The organism is Burkholderia sp. NFPP32 (assembly GCF_900119325.1).
GTDB lineage: Bacteria > Pseudomonadota > Gammaproteobacteria > Burkholderiales > Burkholderiaceae > Burkholderia > Burkholderia pyrrocinia_C.
This window is the reverse complement of record NZ_FPJP01000003.1, coordinates 93210-109824: the sequence shown is the minus strand read 5'-3', so window position 1 is coordinate 109824 and position 16615 is coordinate 93210. Positions and strand designations below refer to the sequence as shown.

Here is a 16615-nt window from a genome sequence, read left to right as displayed (position 1 = left end):
ACAATGCAAACCGATCTTGGAGATCTGAATGCGTTCATGGCCGTGGCGCGCGCCAGCGGATTCCGCGACGCCGCACGCATGACTGGCCTCAGCGCGTCGGGGCTCAGCGAGGCCGTGCGTCGGCTGGAAGCGCAGCTCGGCGTGCGGCTGCTGCACCGCACCACGCGCAGCGTCGTGCCTACCGAAGCCGGCGAGCGCCTGCTCGCGCGTCTCGGGCCCGCGTTGACCGAAGTGGCGGCGGCGCTCGACGGTATCGGCGAATTCCGCGACAGACCGGCCGGCACGCTGAAGCTCAACGTACCGCTCAGCGCGGCCCGGCTCGTGCTGCCCGCGATCGTGCCGCGCTTCCTCGATGCGTACCCGGAAATACGGCTGGAAGTGATCGCCGACGAAAGTTTCGTCGACGTGCTTGCGGCTGGATGCGACGCTGGCATCCGCTATGACGAACGGCTCGAACAGGACATGATCGCGGTGCCGATCGGCCCGCGCATTCAGCGGTTTGCGACCGCGGCTGCCCCCGGCTATCTCGATCGTCACGGCCGGCCGCGGCATCCGCGCGAATTGCTCGACCATCGTTGCCTGCGCGGGCGCTTCGCGAGCGGCGCGATGTCGCCGTGGGAGTTCGAGCGCGACGGCGAGGTCGTGCGGGTCGAGCCGGCCGCGGGGCCGCTGCTGGTGCAGATCGGCGGTGCGACGGACCTGCTGGTCGATGCGGCGATCGCCGGCACGGGCATCGTGCATCTCTTCGAAGAGTGGCTGCGCCCGCAATTCGACAGCGGCGCACTCGAACGCGTGCTCGAACCGTGGTGGCGGCCGTTTTCGGGGCCCTTCCTCTATTACCCCGGGCGCCGTCTCGTACCGCCGGCACTGCGCGCGTTCATCGATTTCATCAAGGCATCCTGACCGTTGCGGGCCGGCGTGATGTCTGCCGGGCGACGAGCGCCGCCGGAATGGCGGCGCGATATCGGAAGCGTAGGGACGGTCGGGCCGTGCGCCGATTACATCGGATGTAATCGTTCAACGCCCGGCCGTCCCGCGAATCCGCTAGCCGCCTTGCCTGACCATCGCCGCAAGCGCCTTCATCGCCTGCAGATACGGATACGGTCCGTGGCTGATGCGGGCCACGCCGTATTCGGCGAGGTCGGCGAGCGTCGGCGTTTCCGCGACGCGCATCACGTTCACCGGCAGCGGCGACGCGGCCGTCAGCGCGCGAATGAGCGCAGGCGACTGAAGGCCCGGCACGAAGAGACCGTCGGCGCCGGCCGCCGCATATGCACGTGCGCGGGCCAGCGTTTCGTCGAGCAGGCGTTCGTCGTGCGTGTCGGCCGGCGCCTTGAAGAACACGTCGGTACGCGCATTGATGAAGTAGTCGGCGCCCGCGCGATCGGCCGCCCGCCGTGCCGCCGCGAGACGCGCTGCCGCTTCTTCGACGTCACGCAATTCGCCCGTCGCCGGAAAACTGTCTTCGAGGTTGCTGCCGACCGCCCCCGCTTCGATGCTGAGCGCGATCGTTTCGGCGACATCCTCGGGCCGCTCGCCGTACCCGCTTTCGAGATCGACGGTGACGGGCAAGTTCGTCGCACGCGCGATCCGCTCGAGCACTTCCATCAAGAGCGCGCGCGGCATCTGCTCGCCATCGACGAAACCATTGGCCGCGGCTACCGACCAGCTCCCGGTCGCCAGCGCGACCGCACCCGCGTCGGCCGCGGTGCGCGCGCTGCCGGCGTCCCACACGTTGAACAGCGCCAGCGGCTGGCCCGCGCGGTGAAGCGACCGGAAATACGCGCCTTTCTCATTGCTCGTCATGCTTGTCTCTCCTTGTGAAAACCGGATCGGTGGTCGTGCCGAACGATATTGCCACCGTATCGAGCGCCGCGAGGAAATCGCGCGCGTCGAACAATTCGCCGAGGCTGCGCACGCCGCCTGAAACGATGGCCTCGCCCGTCATCAGGCGCACGGCCGCCTCGACGATGATCGGTGCGCTGACCGCGTAGATGTCGCGTCCCGATGCCGTCACGCGATGCGTCGTGCCGCCCTGCACGACGATCGCGTCCATCGCGAACTGCTGCGCCGACCGGCCCAGCGCATCGGTCGGCTCGGGCGGCGGCGTGGCGGCATCGCGCACGTCGCGCAGCGCGAGCGTCGCGAGCCACGATTCGATCGTATCGATGCGCAGATGACGCGACAGTGTCATCACTTCCGAAAACGGCAGCAGCGTCACGTCGACGCTGCCGATCGGCGCCGGGAACGGCCACACGCGTTCGCGCGGCGTCGACGGCACCGGCGTCGGTTTGCCATCCTTATGAACGAGCCGCGCCGCGCGATTGCGTTCGCCCGTCACGCGCGTGCCGCGCGTCGGGTGCCAGCTGTCAAGGCCGGTCGCGATATCGACACGGTCGATCGGCATGCGCCGGTCGACGACGGCCGTGACGAGCAAATCGGCCAGGCCGCCGTAGAACGCCGCGGCGGGAACGACGGTCACGCCTGCGGCGCGCGCACGGGCATCGACCTGTTCGGCCAGCGCCAGCACCGACGGCTGTTCGGCCGTCAGGTCGAGATAGGGGATGCCGGCCCGCAGCGCGGCATCGGCCAGCGGCAGCGCGGTATCGAGGTACGGGCCCGCGCAGTTGATCACGGCATCCGCGCCGCGCAACGCGGCATCGAGCGCGGCCGGATCGTCGATCGCCGCGACGCGCGCAGGCGCGACGTCGCTTGTGCCGCCTTCCGCGAGCCGCGCGGCATCGCGGCCGATGCGGATCGCGCCAACGCCGCGCCGGGCCAGTTCGGCGACGACGAACCGCCCGGTGTGACCCGTGGCGCCATAGACCGCAACCGTCTTTCGATCGTCCATGATCAACTCCGCTACAGAACGGTCTGTTTTATAGTACAGACCTGTAGCGTCGTCAACCTCACGGTGCTATGATCGGCCCATTGTTGCGGTACGGGCGGCCCTGGGCGGCCGGGCTTGGATGAAAAAGGGAACGGACACACAAGGTAGCGCGCTCGATACGCGCGAGCGCATTCTGCAAACGGCCAGCGAGCTGTTCTACCGGGAAGGCACGCGCGCGGTTGGCGTGGACCTGATCGTCGCGCAGGCGGGCGTCGCGAAGACGAGTCTCTATCGCCACTTCACGACGAAGGACGACCTGATCGAGGCGTTCCTGCTGCGCGAGGACGCGGATTTCTGGGCGCATTGGGATGCGGTGGCGCAGCAGTACAAGCGCACGCCGCGCGAGGAGCTGGATGCACAGCTTCAATGGATCGGCGAGCGCATTGCGCGGCCCGGCTATCGCGGCTGCCCGCAGATCAACATCGCCGCCGAATATGCGGACGACAACCATCCGGCCCGCAAGGTCGCCGTCGCGCACAAGCAGGAACTGCGGCGCCGGTTGACGGAGCTGGCGAGCGCGATGCGGATCGACGAACCGGAAATTTTCGCGCTGCGGCTCGCGACCGTCATCGACGGTGCGCTGAGCAGCGGGCGTGCGCTGCACGAGCGCGGCCCCGTGCATTTCCTGCAGGAATTCGCGCAACTGCTGCTGCCGAAGAAGGGCAGGAAATAGGCGGCACGCCGCGGCCGCGATCCGCGCGCCGGTTCAACCGCGCGCAGCCGGCTCCTGCGACAGTGCGTGCAACTGGCCGCGCAACAGGTCGACTTCTCCCGGCGCGAATTGCCGTTCGATGTCGGCATGCGTTTGTTGCCACAGCGGAAACGCTTCGGCCAATAGATCGTGGCCGGCCTGCGTCAGTTCGAGCAGGCGGCTGCGCCCGTCGTCCGGATCCTGCGCGATCGTGACGAGCCCGCGCCGCTCGAGCGGCTTGAGCGCGGCGGTCAGCGTGGTGCGGTCCATCGCGAGCAGCGACGCGACCGATTTCATCGGGGCCGGCTGAGGCCGGTTCAGCGACATCAGCAGCGAAAACTGGCCGTTGGTCAGATCCAGCGGACGCAGCACATCGTCGAAGATGCGCGCAAGATTGCGCGCCGCGCGCTGCATGTGCAGGCACAGGCAGCAATCGCGCACCATCAGCGTCGTTTCGAAAGGGAGCTTTTCTTTTCGTGCCATGTTGCAATTGTGTTGATATCAACCTATCTTGTCAAGGTCGAGGCGCGGCAGCCCGCCGCGCCCGTCATCGGAGGAGAAAGCATGAGTGCTCAACAGCAGTTGTATCTCGCCGTATTCCTCGGCAGCAAGGACAGCCCGCGGATGAAGGCGTGGGTCGCGCTTTCGGACCAGGAGCGGCGCGCGAAAGAGCAGGAGGGCATCGCCGCATGGAAGGCATGGGTCGACCGCCATCGCGACGCGATCGTCGAGCTGGGCGGGCCGCTCGGCAAGACCAAGACCATCGATGCGGGCGGCATCAAGGACACGGCCAACGCGCTGAGCGGCTTCACCGTCGTGCGGGCGGCTTCGCACGACGCGGCGGCCGCGATGTTCGAAGGCCATCCGCATTTCACGATTTTCCCGGGCGAGACGATCGACGTGATGCCGGTGCTGGCGATTCCCGGCGCGTGAACGATGCCGGCCGCTGCGCATCGCGTTGCGTCGATGTGCCGTGACCTGCATGCGGAGATTTCCCCGACATTCTGGATGGAGACTGGCGATGAAGCTTTACGGATTTGCCGGCACCCGCACGCAACGCGCGCTGTGGGGGCTGAAGGAACTGGATGCGGATTTCGAGTTCGTGTCGGTCAACCTGCTTACGGGCGAGCACAAGCAGCCCGAATTCGTGCGCCTCAATCCAGCCGGCAAGGTGCCTGTGCTGGTGGACGGCGATCTCGTGATTCCCGAGTCGGCCGCGATCGTGCTGTATCTCGCGGACAAGTATCCGGAGAAGGCGCTGCTGCCGGTCGATCCGGCGCTGCGTGCCCAGGCCTATCGGTGGGTCATGTTCGCGGTGACGGAGCTCGAGCAGCCGCTGTGGCGGATTACGCGGCATTCGTTCATCTATCCGCCGGAGAAGCGTTCGCCGGCCGACATCGAACTGGCGCGCGAAGATTTCGCGACGATGGCTGCGATCCTCGACAAGCATCTCGAAGGGCGCGAGTTCATCGTCGGCGATTCGCTGACGGTGGCCGATTGCGTGACGGCCTACCTGATCGACTGGGCGAGCGAATGCAACCTGATCGAACCGTTTCCGCAACTGCGGGCGTATCTCGAACGCCTTTACTCGCGGCCGAAGGCGCCGCAGCGCATTGCGGAGGCGCGCAAGGCGGCGTGACGGGGCGGTGGTCGGTCATGCGCTGCATTGGCATGGCCGACCGCGATGTTTGCGCAACGGACAACCGACGGTCAGCCGCGTTTCACAGCGGTGCAGCACGCAGCGTGAGCGCGGCGCGCGCATGCGGTCACGACACGTTGTCGGGCCCGCCGAGCGCGCGACACAGCATCGACAGGTCGCGGAGAGTGAGATGCGGCGTCGCGGCATGCTGCGGATCGCGTTCCACTTCCGGCTGATGGTCGCGCACCACCCATGCCGCCTGAAGCCCCGCGTTCAATGCACCGACGATATCGAGGTGGTAGTCGTCCCCGACATGCAGCAATTCCGCCGGCTGCACGTCGAGCGCCGCTGCCGCCGCATGGAATATCTCGGGTTCCGGCTTCGCGATCCCGAGCGCACGCGCGCTGAGCGTTTCCCGAAAGAATTCTCCGCCGCCGGTCAGCCGGAGGTCCGCGTTGCCATTGGTCACCGCGATCAACGGAAACCTGGCGCTCAGCCATGCCAGCGCCGGCAACGCGTCTTCATAGAACTCGACGTTGTTGCGCGCGGCATAGAAGACTTCGTACGCACGCTCGGTCAGCGTGACATCTGCGTTCGCGCGCTCCAGCGCAAGCCTGATCGAGCCGATTCGCAACGCGCGATAGTCGCTGGCAAGATCCGGACACAAACGTTCGTATTCCTCACGTAGCTCGCTCAGCGCCTGTTGCGTGGGCAGCACGCTCGCGGTATCGGGCGCGTGCTCGATCAGCCACGCGCGAAGTGCCGCTTCGGCCCGTTCGACGGCAGGCCCGAACGGCCACAGGGTGTCGTCCAGGTCGAACGAGAGGGCGGATACGTCAGGCAGGCGCATGGTGGATGACGGTGCGGGGTGGAGGGCGTTCACCACGGCCATGGTACTGAGGTTCCCGTGCCGTTTTCAAGGGCCTGCTCAAACAGGAAACGCGCAACGGTCAGATCCTGGAGCGCGAGTCCGGTCATGTCGAATACGGTGACGTCGCTCGGCGAGCGGTCGATCGACACCGTTCCGGCGAGCAGGTCGCCGATTTCGGTGCGCGGCAGATCCGGCGCCCACTGGCACTCGCCGATGCTGCGCGCCTGATCGTGGTCGTCGACGAAAATGCGCGCACGTTCCAGCACGCCTGCCGGAAGTTCGCGCTTGCCCGCGGTGTCGGCACCCACACAGGTCAGGTGGGTACCCGGCTGAACCGCATCCGCATCGAACAACGCACCGCCGCCCGGCGTCGCCGTGATGACCACATCGCTGTCGGCCACCGCGTCGTTCCGGTCGCGAGCGACGCGAATCTCGCATCGTTCATGGAAGGCCGATTCGAACACCGGGTCCGGCTCGCCGCTGCGGTTCACGTACCGCACCGCGCAACGTTGCGGCAGCAGCCCGAGCGCGTATTCGAGCTGGACGCGCGCCTGCACGCCCGTGCCGAACACGCAGATCCGCGTGCTGTCGCGGCGGGCCAGCAGTTGCAGCCCGAGGCCGCCGGCGGCACCGGTCCGCGCGGTGGTGATCGCGTTTCCGTCCATGATGCAAAGGGGGCGGCCCGTGGCAGGATCGAACAGCGCAACGGTTGCCTGATGCGGCTCGCCGCCGCGGGCCCGGTTGCCGGGCCAGAATCCGGCTGCCTTGAACCCGAGCAGATCCTGGCTCGCGACGTCGCCGGACTTGATGCCGAATACGCCGCCGGTGTGCAGCTTCTCGCGGACCACCGGGAACACGCGTCCGGCCCTTTGGCTGTGCAGCACGAAGGCTTCCCGCACCGCGGCCATCACTTGCTCGGCCTGAAGGGCGGGTTCGACGGCATCGCGGTCGAGAAGAAGGAGTCGGGCGTCTGTCGGCATGTCAGGTCAGGCTTTCCGGCCCAGGGCGAATCGGGAAGGTTTAAATTGTGTCCATATTTAGACAAATGGTCAAATCTTGGGCCGGACGGGGCGCGGAGGCCACGCTCCGCTTACCACCCGTAGAAGCGCGGCCATGCGTGTGCGGTGCCGTCTTCGCCGATGGCCTGATATTCGGGATGTTGCGCGCCGGTGGCGCATGCGTGATTCGGCAGGATGCGCAGGCGCGTTCCGATCGGAAACCGCTGCGCGATGCCCGTGTCGGGCGAGCCGATACGCGACACGATGCCGTGTTCCTGGTTCGCTGCGCTCACGACGTAGTCGCCGAGCACTTCGCCGTCTTCGGTGCAGACCTGCCCGTAGCCGAAATCCCGCGCCTGGCGCTGCGTGCCGCGATCGCGGCTCATCGCCATCCAGCCCGCGTCGACGATCGCCCAGCCTTTCTCTTCCTGGTGTCCGATGACGGTGGTCAGCACCGACAGCGCGATGTCGGACAGCTCGCACACGCCGATGTTGTGCATGACGAGGTCGAACAGCACATACACGCCGGCGCGGACCTCGGTGACACCGTCGAGGTTTTCCGCCGCGAGGGCGGTGGGCGTCGAACCGATACTGACGACCGGGCAGGGCAACCCGGCGGCCCTGAGGCGCTCCGCGGCCCGCACGGTGCGGCTGCGCTCCTGTTCGGCGATCGCCACCAGCGCTTCGCGCGTGTTGTAGTCGTAGCTGGAGCCCGCGTGAGCGAGCACCCCGCCAAGCGCCATCCCGCCGTCGACCAGTGCGCGACCCACGTCGATCAGCAGGTCGCCTTCGGGCGGGACGCCCGAGCGATGGCCGTCGACGTCGACTTCGATCCAGACCTCGAAGCGTTCGCCATGCTCGCGCCCGAATGCGGCGATCGCGTGCGCGGCCTGCAGGCTGTCGGCGACGATCTTCAGGTCGCAGCCCTGCCGGCGCAGCGCAAGCGCCTGGCCCAGCTTCGCGGGCACCATGCCGACCGCATAGACGATGTCCCGGACGCCGCCCGCGAAGAACTGCTCGGCTTCCTTGAGCGTCGACACCGTGATGCCCTGCGCGCCCGCCGCGATTTGCACGTCGACGACTTGCCGGCATTTGGTGGTCTTGACGTGCGGCCGGAACCTGACGCCGAGTGCGTCCAGATGCGCCTGCATGCGGTCGATGTTGCGACGCATGCGGCCGACATCGATCAAGGCGGCCGGGGTGTTGAGGGTTTGAATGTCCACGATGCGTTGGGTTGCGATGTTGTCGACAGCGAACACAGTAGGGCAGCCGGCGGACACCGTGTTTAACGCATGGCTAATCCACCATTAAGCATGATTTAATCGACTGGATCGCGCGGGCCGCGGTGCGGCTCATGCCTTGCCGCGCCACGGCGGCGGATCGAGGAACTGCCGCGCAGCTTCGAGAAAAACCCGTTGCCGCGCGGACCGGCCCGTGCGCGACGGCAACAGCGCCGTGACAGGCGCGGGCGGCAGGCTCCAGTCGGGCAGCAGCCGGACGAGCTTGCCGCTCGCCAGCAGCGGGGCGACGTCCCATTCCGAGCGTTCCACGATCCCGAGCCCGGCCAATGCCCAATCGGTGATGACGGTGCCGTCGTTGGAGGACAGCGCGCCCGTGACGCGGATCACGGTTGACCGTCCGGACTCGCGTTGACCGTCGCCGCTTGGCGAGAAGCGCCATCGCGGAATGTCCTCGTCGTTCTCGCGCAGGCACAGGCAGTCGTATCGAGCGAGGTCGGACGGATGATTCAGTTCCTTGATGCGACGCGCGTAGCCGGGGCTTGCACACAGGAAACGCTCGTTGGGCGCGAGCGGATAGCCGATCCACGAAGACGACTTGAGGCTGCCGACGTGCACGACCACGTCGGCCGCCGACGCGCTCGTCAACGGGCTCTCCGACAGGTGGAGCGAAATTTCCAGCTTCGGATGTGCGCGTTGCACGTCACGCACGATCCGCGCGACGTACTTGCGCCCGAAGCCGAACGGGGCGACGACGCGCAGCGTGCCCTGCACGTCGCCGTGGTCGCCCGAGATGCTGACCGGCAGCGCCTCCACGCGCTCGAGAATATCGACGGCTTCCTGGTACAGCCGTTGCCCTTCGTCGGTCAACGCGATCCCTTTCGACTGCCGCACGGCGAGCCGTGCGCTCAATCGCGCCTCCATCCGCTGCAGGCGAATCGTGACCGCGGGCGGCGTGAGATCGAGCAGGCGCGCGGCAGCGGCCAATGAGCGCGACGCGCCGATCGCGCGAACGAGTCGAAGGTCGTCGAGATCGAGCATTTCATGTCTCTTAATGCTGGTGTTGCCGAGCATTAAACCGCACATCACGCCGCGAATCCATCGATGCGGCTGCGGATCGCGGCAAATGCGTGCGATGACCGACCGTGTGCGAGCACGTGCCTGGCTCGACAGGTTGACCTTCGTCACGCGGCGAAAGCGACGCGCGTCGCGTCACGCCCGGCTGCACGCATTCCCGTCAAGCGTGCAGCCCGAAAATCAACGACCGGTGCGCACCAACCCCTGCCGCCACCCCCGACGCAGACGCGAACGTCGCGTTGGTCATCAGGCTCGACGCGTCGCCGGCCGCATACACGCCGGCGACGCTCGTCTGCTTCCATGTGTCGACGCGAATCGCGGAGCCAAGCGGCCCTTCGTCGAACGCGCAACCGAGCTGCTGAGCGAGATCGCTCGCCATCGCCGTGCGCGCACCGACGAACAGCGCATCGATCGCGACGACCTGCCCGTCGGCGAGCCGCAGCGCTTCGATACGCGGCGCATCGCCAAGAATTTCAACGACCGGCGACCGCTCGATGCGCACGCCGCGAGCGTCGAGCAACGCGGCTTCTTCCTTGTTCGCTTCGACCACGCGCTGCGTGAACCACGTCGTCGGGCCCCAGTCCGGAATCAGGACTGCCTGGTGCACGGAAAGCGGATGCGTGGCGAGCACGCCGAGCCGCTGGCCGCTCACCTCGTACCCATGGCAATACGGACAATGCAGCACGCTGATGCCCCAGCGTTCGGCGAGCCCCGGCAGCGCGGGCAATTCGTCGCGGATGCCGGTCGCGAGAATCAGCCGGTCGGCGCTCGCGCGGCGGCCGTCCGACAGCGTCACGTGGAAGCGGCCATCGGCATCGCGCTCGGCCGTGCGCACTTCGCCGTCGATCCGCTGCACGGTCGGATACGCATCCAGTTGCGCGATGGCTTCGGCAACGATCTGCGCGGGCGGCTTGCCGTCCTGCCCGAAAAAGCCGTGCGCGTGCTCGGCAAAACGGTTGCGCGGCCGGCCCGCGTCGATCACGAGCACGCGGCGTCGTGCTCGCGCCAGCTGCATCGCGGCCGACAGCCCCGCAAAGCTGCCGCCGACCACGATCACTTCATGATGGTTATGCATGCATCCGCTCCTTTCCTGAACCTGCATGAATGACGGACGTGTCCCGATGGCGGCCAACTCATGAAACACGTGAAGTTGCATGATAGGGCGATGGTATCATTCATGCAACTTTAGAAGTTTCGAGAGAGTGGAGCACCGCCCGTGAGAACCGACAGCCGTTTGTCGCGCATGCTGCATGCGCTGATCCACATGGACCAGGCCGACGGCCCGCTGACGTCTGAGGCGATCGCGACGATGCTGGCCACGAATCCGGTCGTCGTGCGGCGCCTGCTCGGCGGCTTGCGCGACTGCGGCTACGTGCAGTCGGAGAAAGGGCACGGCGGCGGCTGGGTGCTGAGCGTCGCGCTCGACGACATCACGCTGCTCGACGTCTATCGCGCGGTGGGCGAGCCGCCGCTGTTCTCCGATCTGGTGCCGGAGGACGAGCCCGAATGCCTGGTCGAACAGGCCGTCAACGCGCATCTGTCGGCGACGTTGAAGGACGCCGAAGCATCGTTGCTGGCGCGCTTCGGCGAAGTCACGCTCGGCATGCTGTCGCGCGATTTCGAAGCGAAGGCTGCGCTGCGGGGCTACACGCGCTGACGCGGCGCAGCATCACGATCGATCGCGCCTGACGTGCAATCCGGCGCGATCCGGCGCGGCCCAACCCGTCGCGTCGCAATGTTCTGTCCCCCAACTTCTGCCCGGTTCGCCCGCCACAGGGCAAAATACGGGTTTTCCGCACCCGCGAGGGCGCGTCCGAATCACGCGCCGGGCGGCGGCAGTGCGCATTTCGCACGCCGCCGCCGGGCGCCCAGGCAAGATTGCTCGCCGTGTCGCGAGCCCACAGGAGTCCAGACCCCATGCCCGAATCCAACCTGTCCTTCTTCGGCCGGCTGTCGCTTGCCGTCGGCACGTTCTTCTCCGTGCTCGGCAACCGCGAGTTCGCGGCCGGCGTGCTGCGCGTGCGCGACGGCGCCCCGGCACCGGTCGCGCCGGCACCCGCGGCCGCACCGACCCCGACCCCGGCCCCCGCACCTGCGCCCGTGAAGGCCGCGGCGCCCGAGTTGCGCGAAGCGAGCCCGCAGGCCGCGCTGCAACTGCTCGGCCTGCTGCAGCGCGATGCGCGCTTCATCGACTTCGTCGAGGAAGACATCGCCGGCTACGCGGACGCCGACATCGGCGCGGCTGCGCGTCTCGTGCACGACGGCTGCCGTGCCGCGCTGCGCGAACACTTCACGATCGTGCCGGTGCGCGACGAAGCCGAAGGCAGCCGCGTGACGCTGCCGGCCGGTTTCGACGCGACGGCCGTGCGCGTGACGGGCAACGTGGTCGGCTCGGCGCCGTTCACCGGCACCGTCAGCCATCGCGGCTGGCGCGTCGCCGACGTGCGCCTGCCGAAGCTGACGGGCAGCCACGACGCATCGGTGGTTGCACCGGCGGAGGTGGAACTGTGAGCGATCCGCGCTATTCGATCGGTATCGACCTCGGTACGACCCACTGCGCGCTGTCGTACGTCGACAGCGCCGCAAGCGACGGCGAAACAATCACGCAGCAGGTGCTGCCGATCGCGCAGCTCACCGCGCCCGGCGCGCTGGAGTCGCGCGACCTGCTGCCGTCGTTCCTCTATCTGCCGCATGAAAGCGAACTGACGCAGGGCGACCTGACGCTGCCGTGGACGACTTCGCGCGGCTTCGCGGTCGGCGAGATGGCGCGCACGCGCGGCGCCGGTACGCCGATCCGCCTCGTGTCGAGCGCGAAGAGCTGGCTGTGCCACCCGGGCGTCGACCGCCGCGCGGCGATCCTGCCGAGCGACGCGCCGCCCGAAGTGTCGCGCGTGTCGCCGCTGGAAAGCTCGATCCGCTACCTGACGCACCTGCGCGAAGCGTGGGACCACACGCATCCGGATGCGCCGTTCGTCGATCAGGACGTGACGGTGACGATCCCCGCTTCGTTCGACCCGGCCGCGCGCGAACTGACGGCCGAGGCCGCGCGCGCCGCCGGCTACACGCGGATGACGCTGCTCGAGGAGCCGCAGGCCGCGCTGTACAGCTGGATCCAGAAGAGCGAAGGCGGCTGGCGCAAGCAGGTGCAGGTCGGCGACCTGATCCTGTGCGTCGACGTCGGCGGCGGCACGACCGACCTGTCGCTGATCGCGGTGGTCGAGCGCGACGGCAATCTCGAACTGCATCGCGTGGCGGTCGGCGAGCACATCCTGCTCGGCGGCGACAACATGGACCTCGCGCTCGCGCACGTGGTCGCGCGCAAGCTCGCGCAGCAGGGCACACAAGCCGATCCGTGGCAACTGCGCGCGCTCACCTACGCATGCCGCGCCGCGAAGGAAACGCTGCTGTCCGACCCGACGACCGACGCAGTGCCGCTCGTCGTGCCGAGCCGCGGCTCGAAGCTGATCGGCGGTTCGATCCGCACGGAGCTCACGCGCGCGGAACTCACGCAGACGATTCTCGAAGGCTTCTTCCCGCAGGTCGACGCGGCCGCGCGCCCGGTGAGCCGCGCGCGCGTCGGCCTGACGCAGCTCGGCCTGCCGTATGCGCAGGACGCGGGCATCACGCGCCATCTCGCGGCGTTCCTCGGCCGCCAGGTCGCGGCGCTCGACACGCTCGAAGGCGTGCAGCGCACGCTGCCGCAGGGTGCGACGTTCCTGCATCCGACGGCCGTGCTGTTCAACGGCGGCGTGTTCAAGTCGGCGCTGCTCACGCAGCGCGTGCTCGACACGCTCAACAGCTGGCTGGCCGCCGAAGGCGCGCCGCCCGCGCGCCTGCTCGAAGGCGCCGATCTCGATCTCGCGGTCGCGCGCGGCGCGGCTTACTACGGCTACGTGAAGCGCGGCCGTGGCGTGCGCATTCGCGGCGGCACGGCGCGTGCGTACTACGTCGCGATCGAATCGGCGATGCCCGCGGTGCCGGGGCTCGAACCGCCGGTGCAGGCGCTGTGCGTCGCGCCGTTCGGGATGGAGGAGGGCTCGGACGCGGCGCTGCCGCCGCAGGAGTTCGGCCTCGTCGTCGGCGAACCGGTGCAGTTCCGCTTCTTCGGTTCGTCGGTGCGCCGCCAGGACCAGGTCGGTACGCTGCTCGACTACTGGTCGCCGGAAGAATTGCAGGAGCTGGAAGAAATCCAGGCGACGCTGCCTGCCGAAGGGCGCACGGTCGGCGAGATCGTGCCGGTGAAGCTGCATGCGCGCGTGACCGAAGCCGGCACGCTCGAGCTCGAGGCGATCCCGAGCGGCACGAACGAGCGCTGGAAGGTCGAGTTCGACGTGCGCGGCGCCGCCTGAGCACGATGAAGCGCTATACGGTCGGCATCGACCTCGGCACGAGCAATACGGTCGTCGCATACGTCGAGGCCGGCTCCGACGCGATCCGCGTGTTCGACGTCGAGCAGCTGGTCGGCCCCGGCGCGGTGGCCGCGCAGCCGCTGCTGCCGTCGGTGCGCTATCACCCGGCGGCCGGTGAGCTCGCGGCGGACGCGTTGAGGTTGCCGTGGCAGGCGGCCGGCGCACGCGACGCGGCCGCCCGTTCGGGCGGCGGCCGTGACGGCGGGTCAGCCGGTCGTGACAGCGGCGCCGGTGACGCGCTGCCGCCCGTGATCGGCCGCTATGCGCGCACGCTCGGCGCGCAGGTGCCGGGCCGGCTCGTGACGAGCGCGAAGAGCTGGCTGTCGCACGCATCGGTCGACCGGCTCGCGGCGATCCTGCCGTGGGGCGCGGCCGACGGCGTCGACAAGGTATCGCCGGTCGACGCGAGCGCGAGTTATCTCGCGCATGTGCGCAACGCGTGGGACGCACGTTTTCCCGATGCGCCGCTCGCGAAGCAGGACGTGATCCTGACGGTGCCCGCGTCGTTCGACGACGGCGCGCGCGCGTTGACGGTCGAGGCCGCGCGGCGCGCGAAGCTGCCCGCGCTGCGGCTGCTGGAAGAGCCGCAGGCCGCGTTCTACGACTGGCTGTACGGCCAGCGCGCGACGTTGCGCGACACGTTCGCCGAGGCGCGGCGCGTGCTGATCTGCGACGTCGGCGGCGGCACGACCGACCTCACGCTCGTCGATGTCGCACCGGGCGACGACGGCGAGCCGACCTTTACGCGCGTCGGCGTCGGCAACCACCTGATGCTCGGCGGCGACAACATGGACCTCGCGCTCGCGCGCCTGGTCGAGACGCGGCTGACGGAGCCCGGCACGCGGCTGTCGGCCGCGAGCCTGTCGCAGCTCGTCGAGCGCTGCCGTGCGGCGAAGGAGCGGCTGCTCGGCGACGATGCGCCGGCGTCCGTCACCGTCACGCTGCTCGGCGCGGGCAGCAAGCTCGTCGGCGGCGCGCGTTCGGCCGAGCTGACGCGGCAGGAAGTCGAGCAGATCGTCGTCGACGGTTTCTTTCCGCGGGTCGAGGCCGGCGAACTGCCGCGCCGTGCGCGGGCCGCGATCGTCGAATTCGGGCTGCCGTATGCGAGCGACCCGGCCGTCACGCGGCACGTCGCCGCGTTTCTGAACCGTCATGCGGAAGGCCCGCTGCCCGACACGCTGCTGCTCAACGGCGGCGTGTTCCGTGCGGGCGCGCTCGCCGGCCGTCTCGCGCAGACGCTCGGCGCGTGGCGCGGCGCGCCGCTCGACGTGCTGCACAACGCGCATCCGGACGTGGCCGTCGCGCGCGGCGCGGTGGCCTACGGGCTCGCGCGCGCCGGGCATGCGCCGCGCATCGGCGGCGGTTCCGCGCGCAGCTATTTCCTCGTGCTCGACGATGGCGCCGGCGACGCAGCCGCGCGCGGCGTCTGCCTGCTGCCGCGCGGCGCGGAAGAGGGCCGCGAGATCCGGCTCGAGGATCGCACCTTCGCGCTGCAGCTCGGGCAGCCGGTGCGTTTTCACCTCGTGTCGACGGTGGCCGAGACTGCGTACCGCCCCGGCGATCTCGTCGAACTCGACAGCGGCGATTTCGTGCGGCTGCCGCCGATCGCGACGGTCGTCGAGCGGCAGGCGGGCAGCGATGCGCGCGAAACGCCGGTGAAGCTCACCGCATCGCTGACCGAGGTCGGCACGCTCGAAATGCATTGCATCGCGACCGACGACGCGGCACGCCGCTGGCGGCTCGAATTCCAGTTGCGCGGCGATGCGCCGGTGCACGGCGGCGACGATGCGCCCGCGCGGCATCCGCGTCTCGACCAGGCCATCGAACTGATCGAGCGCTCGTTCGGCAGCAAGGCCGCGGACGTCACGCCGAAGGATACGCGCCGGTTGCGCGCGCAACTTGAGCAGGTGCTCGGCCCGCGCGACGAGTGGGACGTCGCGCTCGCGCGCGAACTGTTCGACGCGTTGCTTGCGCGGGCGCGGCGCCGCCGGCGCTCCGCTGATCACGAACGCGCGTGGCTGAATCTCGCCGGTTATTGCCTGCGTCCGGGCTTCGGCCATCCGCTCGACGCGTGGCGCATCGAGCAGCTGTGGCCGCTGTTCGACGACGGGATTCAATACGTGAACGACGCTCAGGTGTGGTCCGAGTGGTGGACGCTGTGGCGGCGCGTGGCCGGCGGTCTCGACGACGATGCGCAGACGCAGGTGCGCGACGCGATCGCGTTCCTCGAGCCGTCCGACGACAAGCGGCGCAAGCTGCCGTTCGATCCAGGCAAGGTCGGCCCGGCCGACATGACGCGGCTGTCCGCATCGCTCGAACGGCTGCCCGTCGAGCGCAAGATCGAGCTGGCCGAGCGCCTGGTCGCGCAATTGCAGAAGCCGGCCGACCGTGCGCTGTGTGCATGGGCGCTCGGGCGCATCGGGGCGCGCCGGCCGTTCTACGGCAGCGCGCACAGTGTCGTGCCTGCGGAAGTCGCCAATGGCTGGCTCGATGCGCTGTTCGCGCTCGACTGGAAGCAGGTCGAGCCGGCCGCGTTCGCGGCCGCGCAGATCGCACGGATGACGGGCGACCGTTCGCGCGACCTGCCGGACGATACGCGCGACGCAGTGATCAAGCGTCTGTCGGCCGCGAATGCGTCGGCCGCATGGATCGACATGGTGCGCGAAGCGATCGCCTTCGACGAAGCCGACACGGTGCGCGTGTTCGGCGAGACGCTGCCGGCCGGGTTGAAGCTGCTGGCCGGGTGAGCAGCGCGGCGGTCTCCGGTATCGTTCGGATGCCGGAGCATTTCGTGGCGTTGCG

General features: G+C 68.8%; 16 protein-coding genes. 8 read left to right on the top strand and 8 right to left on the bottom strand.

Going from position 1 to position 16615, the window contains the following annotated elements; translation table 11 throughout:
* Window positions 1-3 precede the first annotated feature (3 nt).
* Window positions 4-903 (top strand): LysR family transcriptional regulator, encoded by a 900-nt coding sequence (locus tag BT264_RS07525; RefSeq protein WP_072442228.1) that lies wholly within the window; start codon window positions 4-6, stop codon window positions 901-903.
* 141 nt (window positions 904-1044) lie between these two features.
* Here BT264_RS07525 and BT264_RS07520 read toward each other — a convergent pair whose 3' ends face one another.
* Together BT264_RS07520 and BT264_RS07515 are read right to left on the bottom strand one after the other, a co-directional pair.
* Window positions 1045-1806 carry an isocitrate lyase/PEP mutase family protein gene (locus BT264_RS07520; protein ID WP_072442226.1) on the bottom strand — a complete coding sequence of 254 codons (762 nt, stop codon included), beginning with the start codon at window positions 1804-1806 and terminating at the stop codon, window positions 1045-1047.
* Window positions 1793-2851: a saccharopine dehydrogenase family protein gene (locus BT264_RS07515; RefSeq protein ID WP_072442224.1), complete on the bottom strand. Its 1059-nt coding sequence runs from the start codon at window positions 2849-2851 to the stop codon at window positions 1793-1795. Before BT264_RS07515 ends, BT264_RS07520 begins: the two co-directional genes overlap by 14 nt.
* A 118-nt stretch (window positions 2852-2969) precedes the next feature.
* Between BT264_RS07515 and BT264_RS07510 the strand changes: the two genes are divergently transcribed.
* Window positions 2970-3563, top strand: coding sequence for a TetR/AcrR family transcriptional regulator (locus BT264_RS07510; RefSeq protein ID WP_072442222.1), 594 nt, complete (start codon window positions 2970-2972; stop codon window positions 3561-3563).
* A gap of 33 nt (window positions 3564-3596) precedes the next feature.
* On the opposite strand, the gene BT264_RS07505 is transcribed toward BT264_RS07510, so the two are convergent.
* Complete coding sequence (locus tag BT264_RS07505; RefSeq protein ID WP_072442220.1) at window positions 3597-4064, bottom strand: MarR family winged helix-turn-helix transcriptional regulator; 468 nt, start codon at window positions 4062-4064, stop codon at window positions 3597-3599.
* An 81-nt stretch (window positions 4065-4145) separates the two neighbouring features.
* Between BT264_RS07505 and BT264_RS07500 the strand changes: the two genes are divergently transcribed.
* Window positions 4146-4514: a YciI family protein gene (locus tag BT264_RS07500; protein WP_072442218.1), complete on the top strand. Its 369-nt coding sequence runs from the start codon at window positions 4146-4148 to the stop codon at window positions 4512-4514.
* 88 nt (window positions 4515-4602) lie between these two features.
* Window positions 4603-5220 carry a glutathione S-transferase family protein gene (locus BT264_RS07495; protein WP_072442216.1) on the top strand — a complete coding sequence of 206 codons (618 nt, stop codon included), beginning with the start codon at window positions 4603-4605 and terminating at the stop codon, window positions 5218-5220.
* Between the two features lie 127 nt (window positions 5221-5347).
* Here the strand turns inward: BT264_RS07495 and BT264_RS07490 are convergent, their stop codons facing one another.
* From BT264_RS07490 to BT264_RS07470, 5 genes are all read right to left on the bottom strand, one after another.
* Window positions 5348-6070, bottom strand: a complete 723-nt coding sequence (locus BT264_RS07490) for an HAD family hydrolase (protein WP_072442214.1) — start codon at window positions 6068-6070, stop codon at window positions 5348-5350.
* Between the two features lie 29 nt (window positions 6071-6099).
* Entirely contained in the window at window positions 6100-7071 is a 972-nt protein-coding gene (locus BT264_RS07485) for an ornithine cyclodeaminase family protein (protein WP_072442212.1), read from the bottom strand.
* A gap of 110 nt (window positions 7072-7181) precedes the next feature.
* Window positions 7182-8312, bottom strand: a complete 1131-nt coding sequence (locus BT264_RS07480; protein WP_072442300.1) for a DSD1 family PLP-dependent enzyme — start codon at window positions 8310-8312, stop codon at window positions 7182-7184.
* 129 nt (window positions 8313-8441) lie between these two features.
* Window positions 8442-9401: a LysR substrate-binding domain-containing protein gene (locus tag BT264_RS07475; protein WP_072442210.1), complete on the bottom strand. Its 960-nt coding sequence runs from the start codon at window positions 9399-9401 to the stop codon at window positions 8442-8444.
* A gap of 163 nt (window positions 9402-9564) precedes the next feature.
* On the bottom strand, window positions 9565-10479 hold the full coding sequence (locus BT264_RS07470) for an NAD(P)/FAD-dependent oxidoreductase (protein ID WP_072442208.1): 915 nt from the start codon (window positions 10477-10479) through the stop codon (window positions 9565-9567).
* Window positions 10480-10620: 141 nt separating this feature from the next.
* On the opposite strand from BT264_RS07470, the gene BT264_RS07465 reads away from it, so the two are divergent.
* From BT264_RS07465 to BT264_RS07450, 4 genes are all read left to right on the top strand, one after another.
* Window positions 10621-11061, top strand: a complete 441-nt coding sequence (locus BT264_RS07465) for an Rrf2 family transcriptional regulator (RefSeq protein ID WP_072442206.1) — start codon at window positions 10621-10623, stop codon at window positions 11059-11061.
* 260 nt (window positions 11062-11321) lie between these two features.
* On the top strand, window positions 11322-11915 hold the full coding sequence (locus BT264_RS07460; RefSeq protein WP_072442204.1) for a DUF2760 domain-containing protein: 594 nt from the start codon (window positions 11322-11324) through the stop codon (window positions 11913-11915).
* Window positions 11912-13753 carry an Hsp70 family protein gene (locus tag BT264_RS07455; RefSeq protein WP_072442202.1) on the top strand — a complete coding sequence of 614 codons (1842 nt, stop codon included), beginning with the start codon at window positions 11912-11914 and terminating at the stop codon, window positions 13751-13753. The genes BT264_RS07460 and BT264_RS07455 overlap by 4 nt, the downstream gene beginning before the upstream one ends.
* Window positions 13754-13758: 5 nt before the next feature.
* On the top strand, window positions 13759-16560 hold the full coding sequence (locus tag BT264_RS07450; RefSeq protein WP_072442200.1) for an Hsp70 family protein: 2802 nt from the start codon (window positions 13759-13761) through the stop codon (window positions 16558-16560).
* Window positions 16561-16615: the final 55 nt, after the last annotated feature.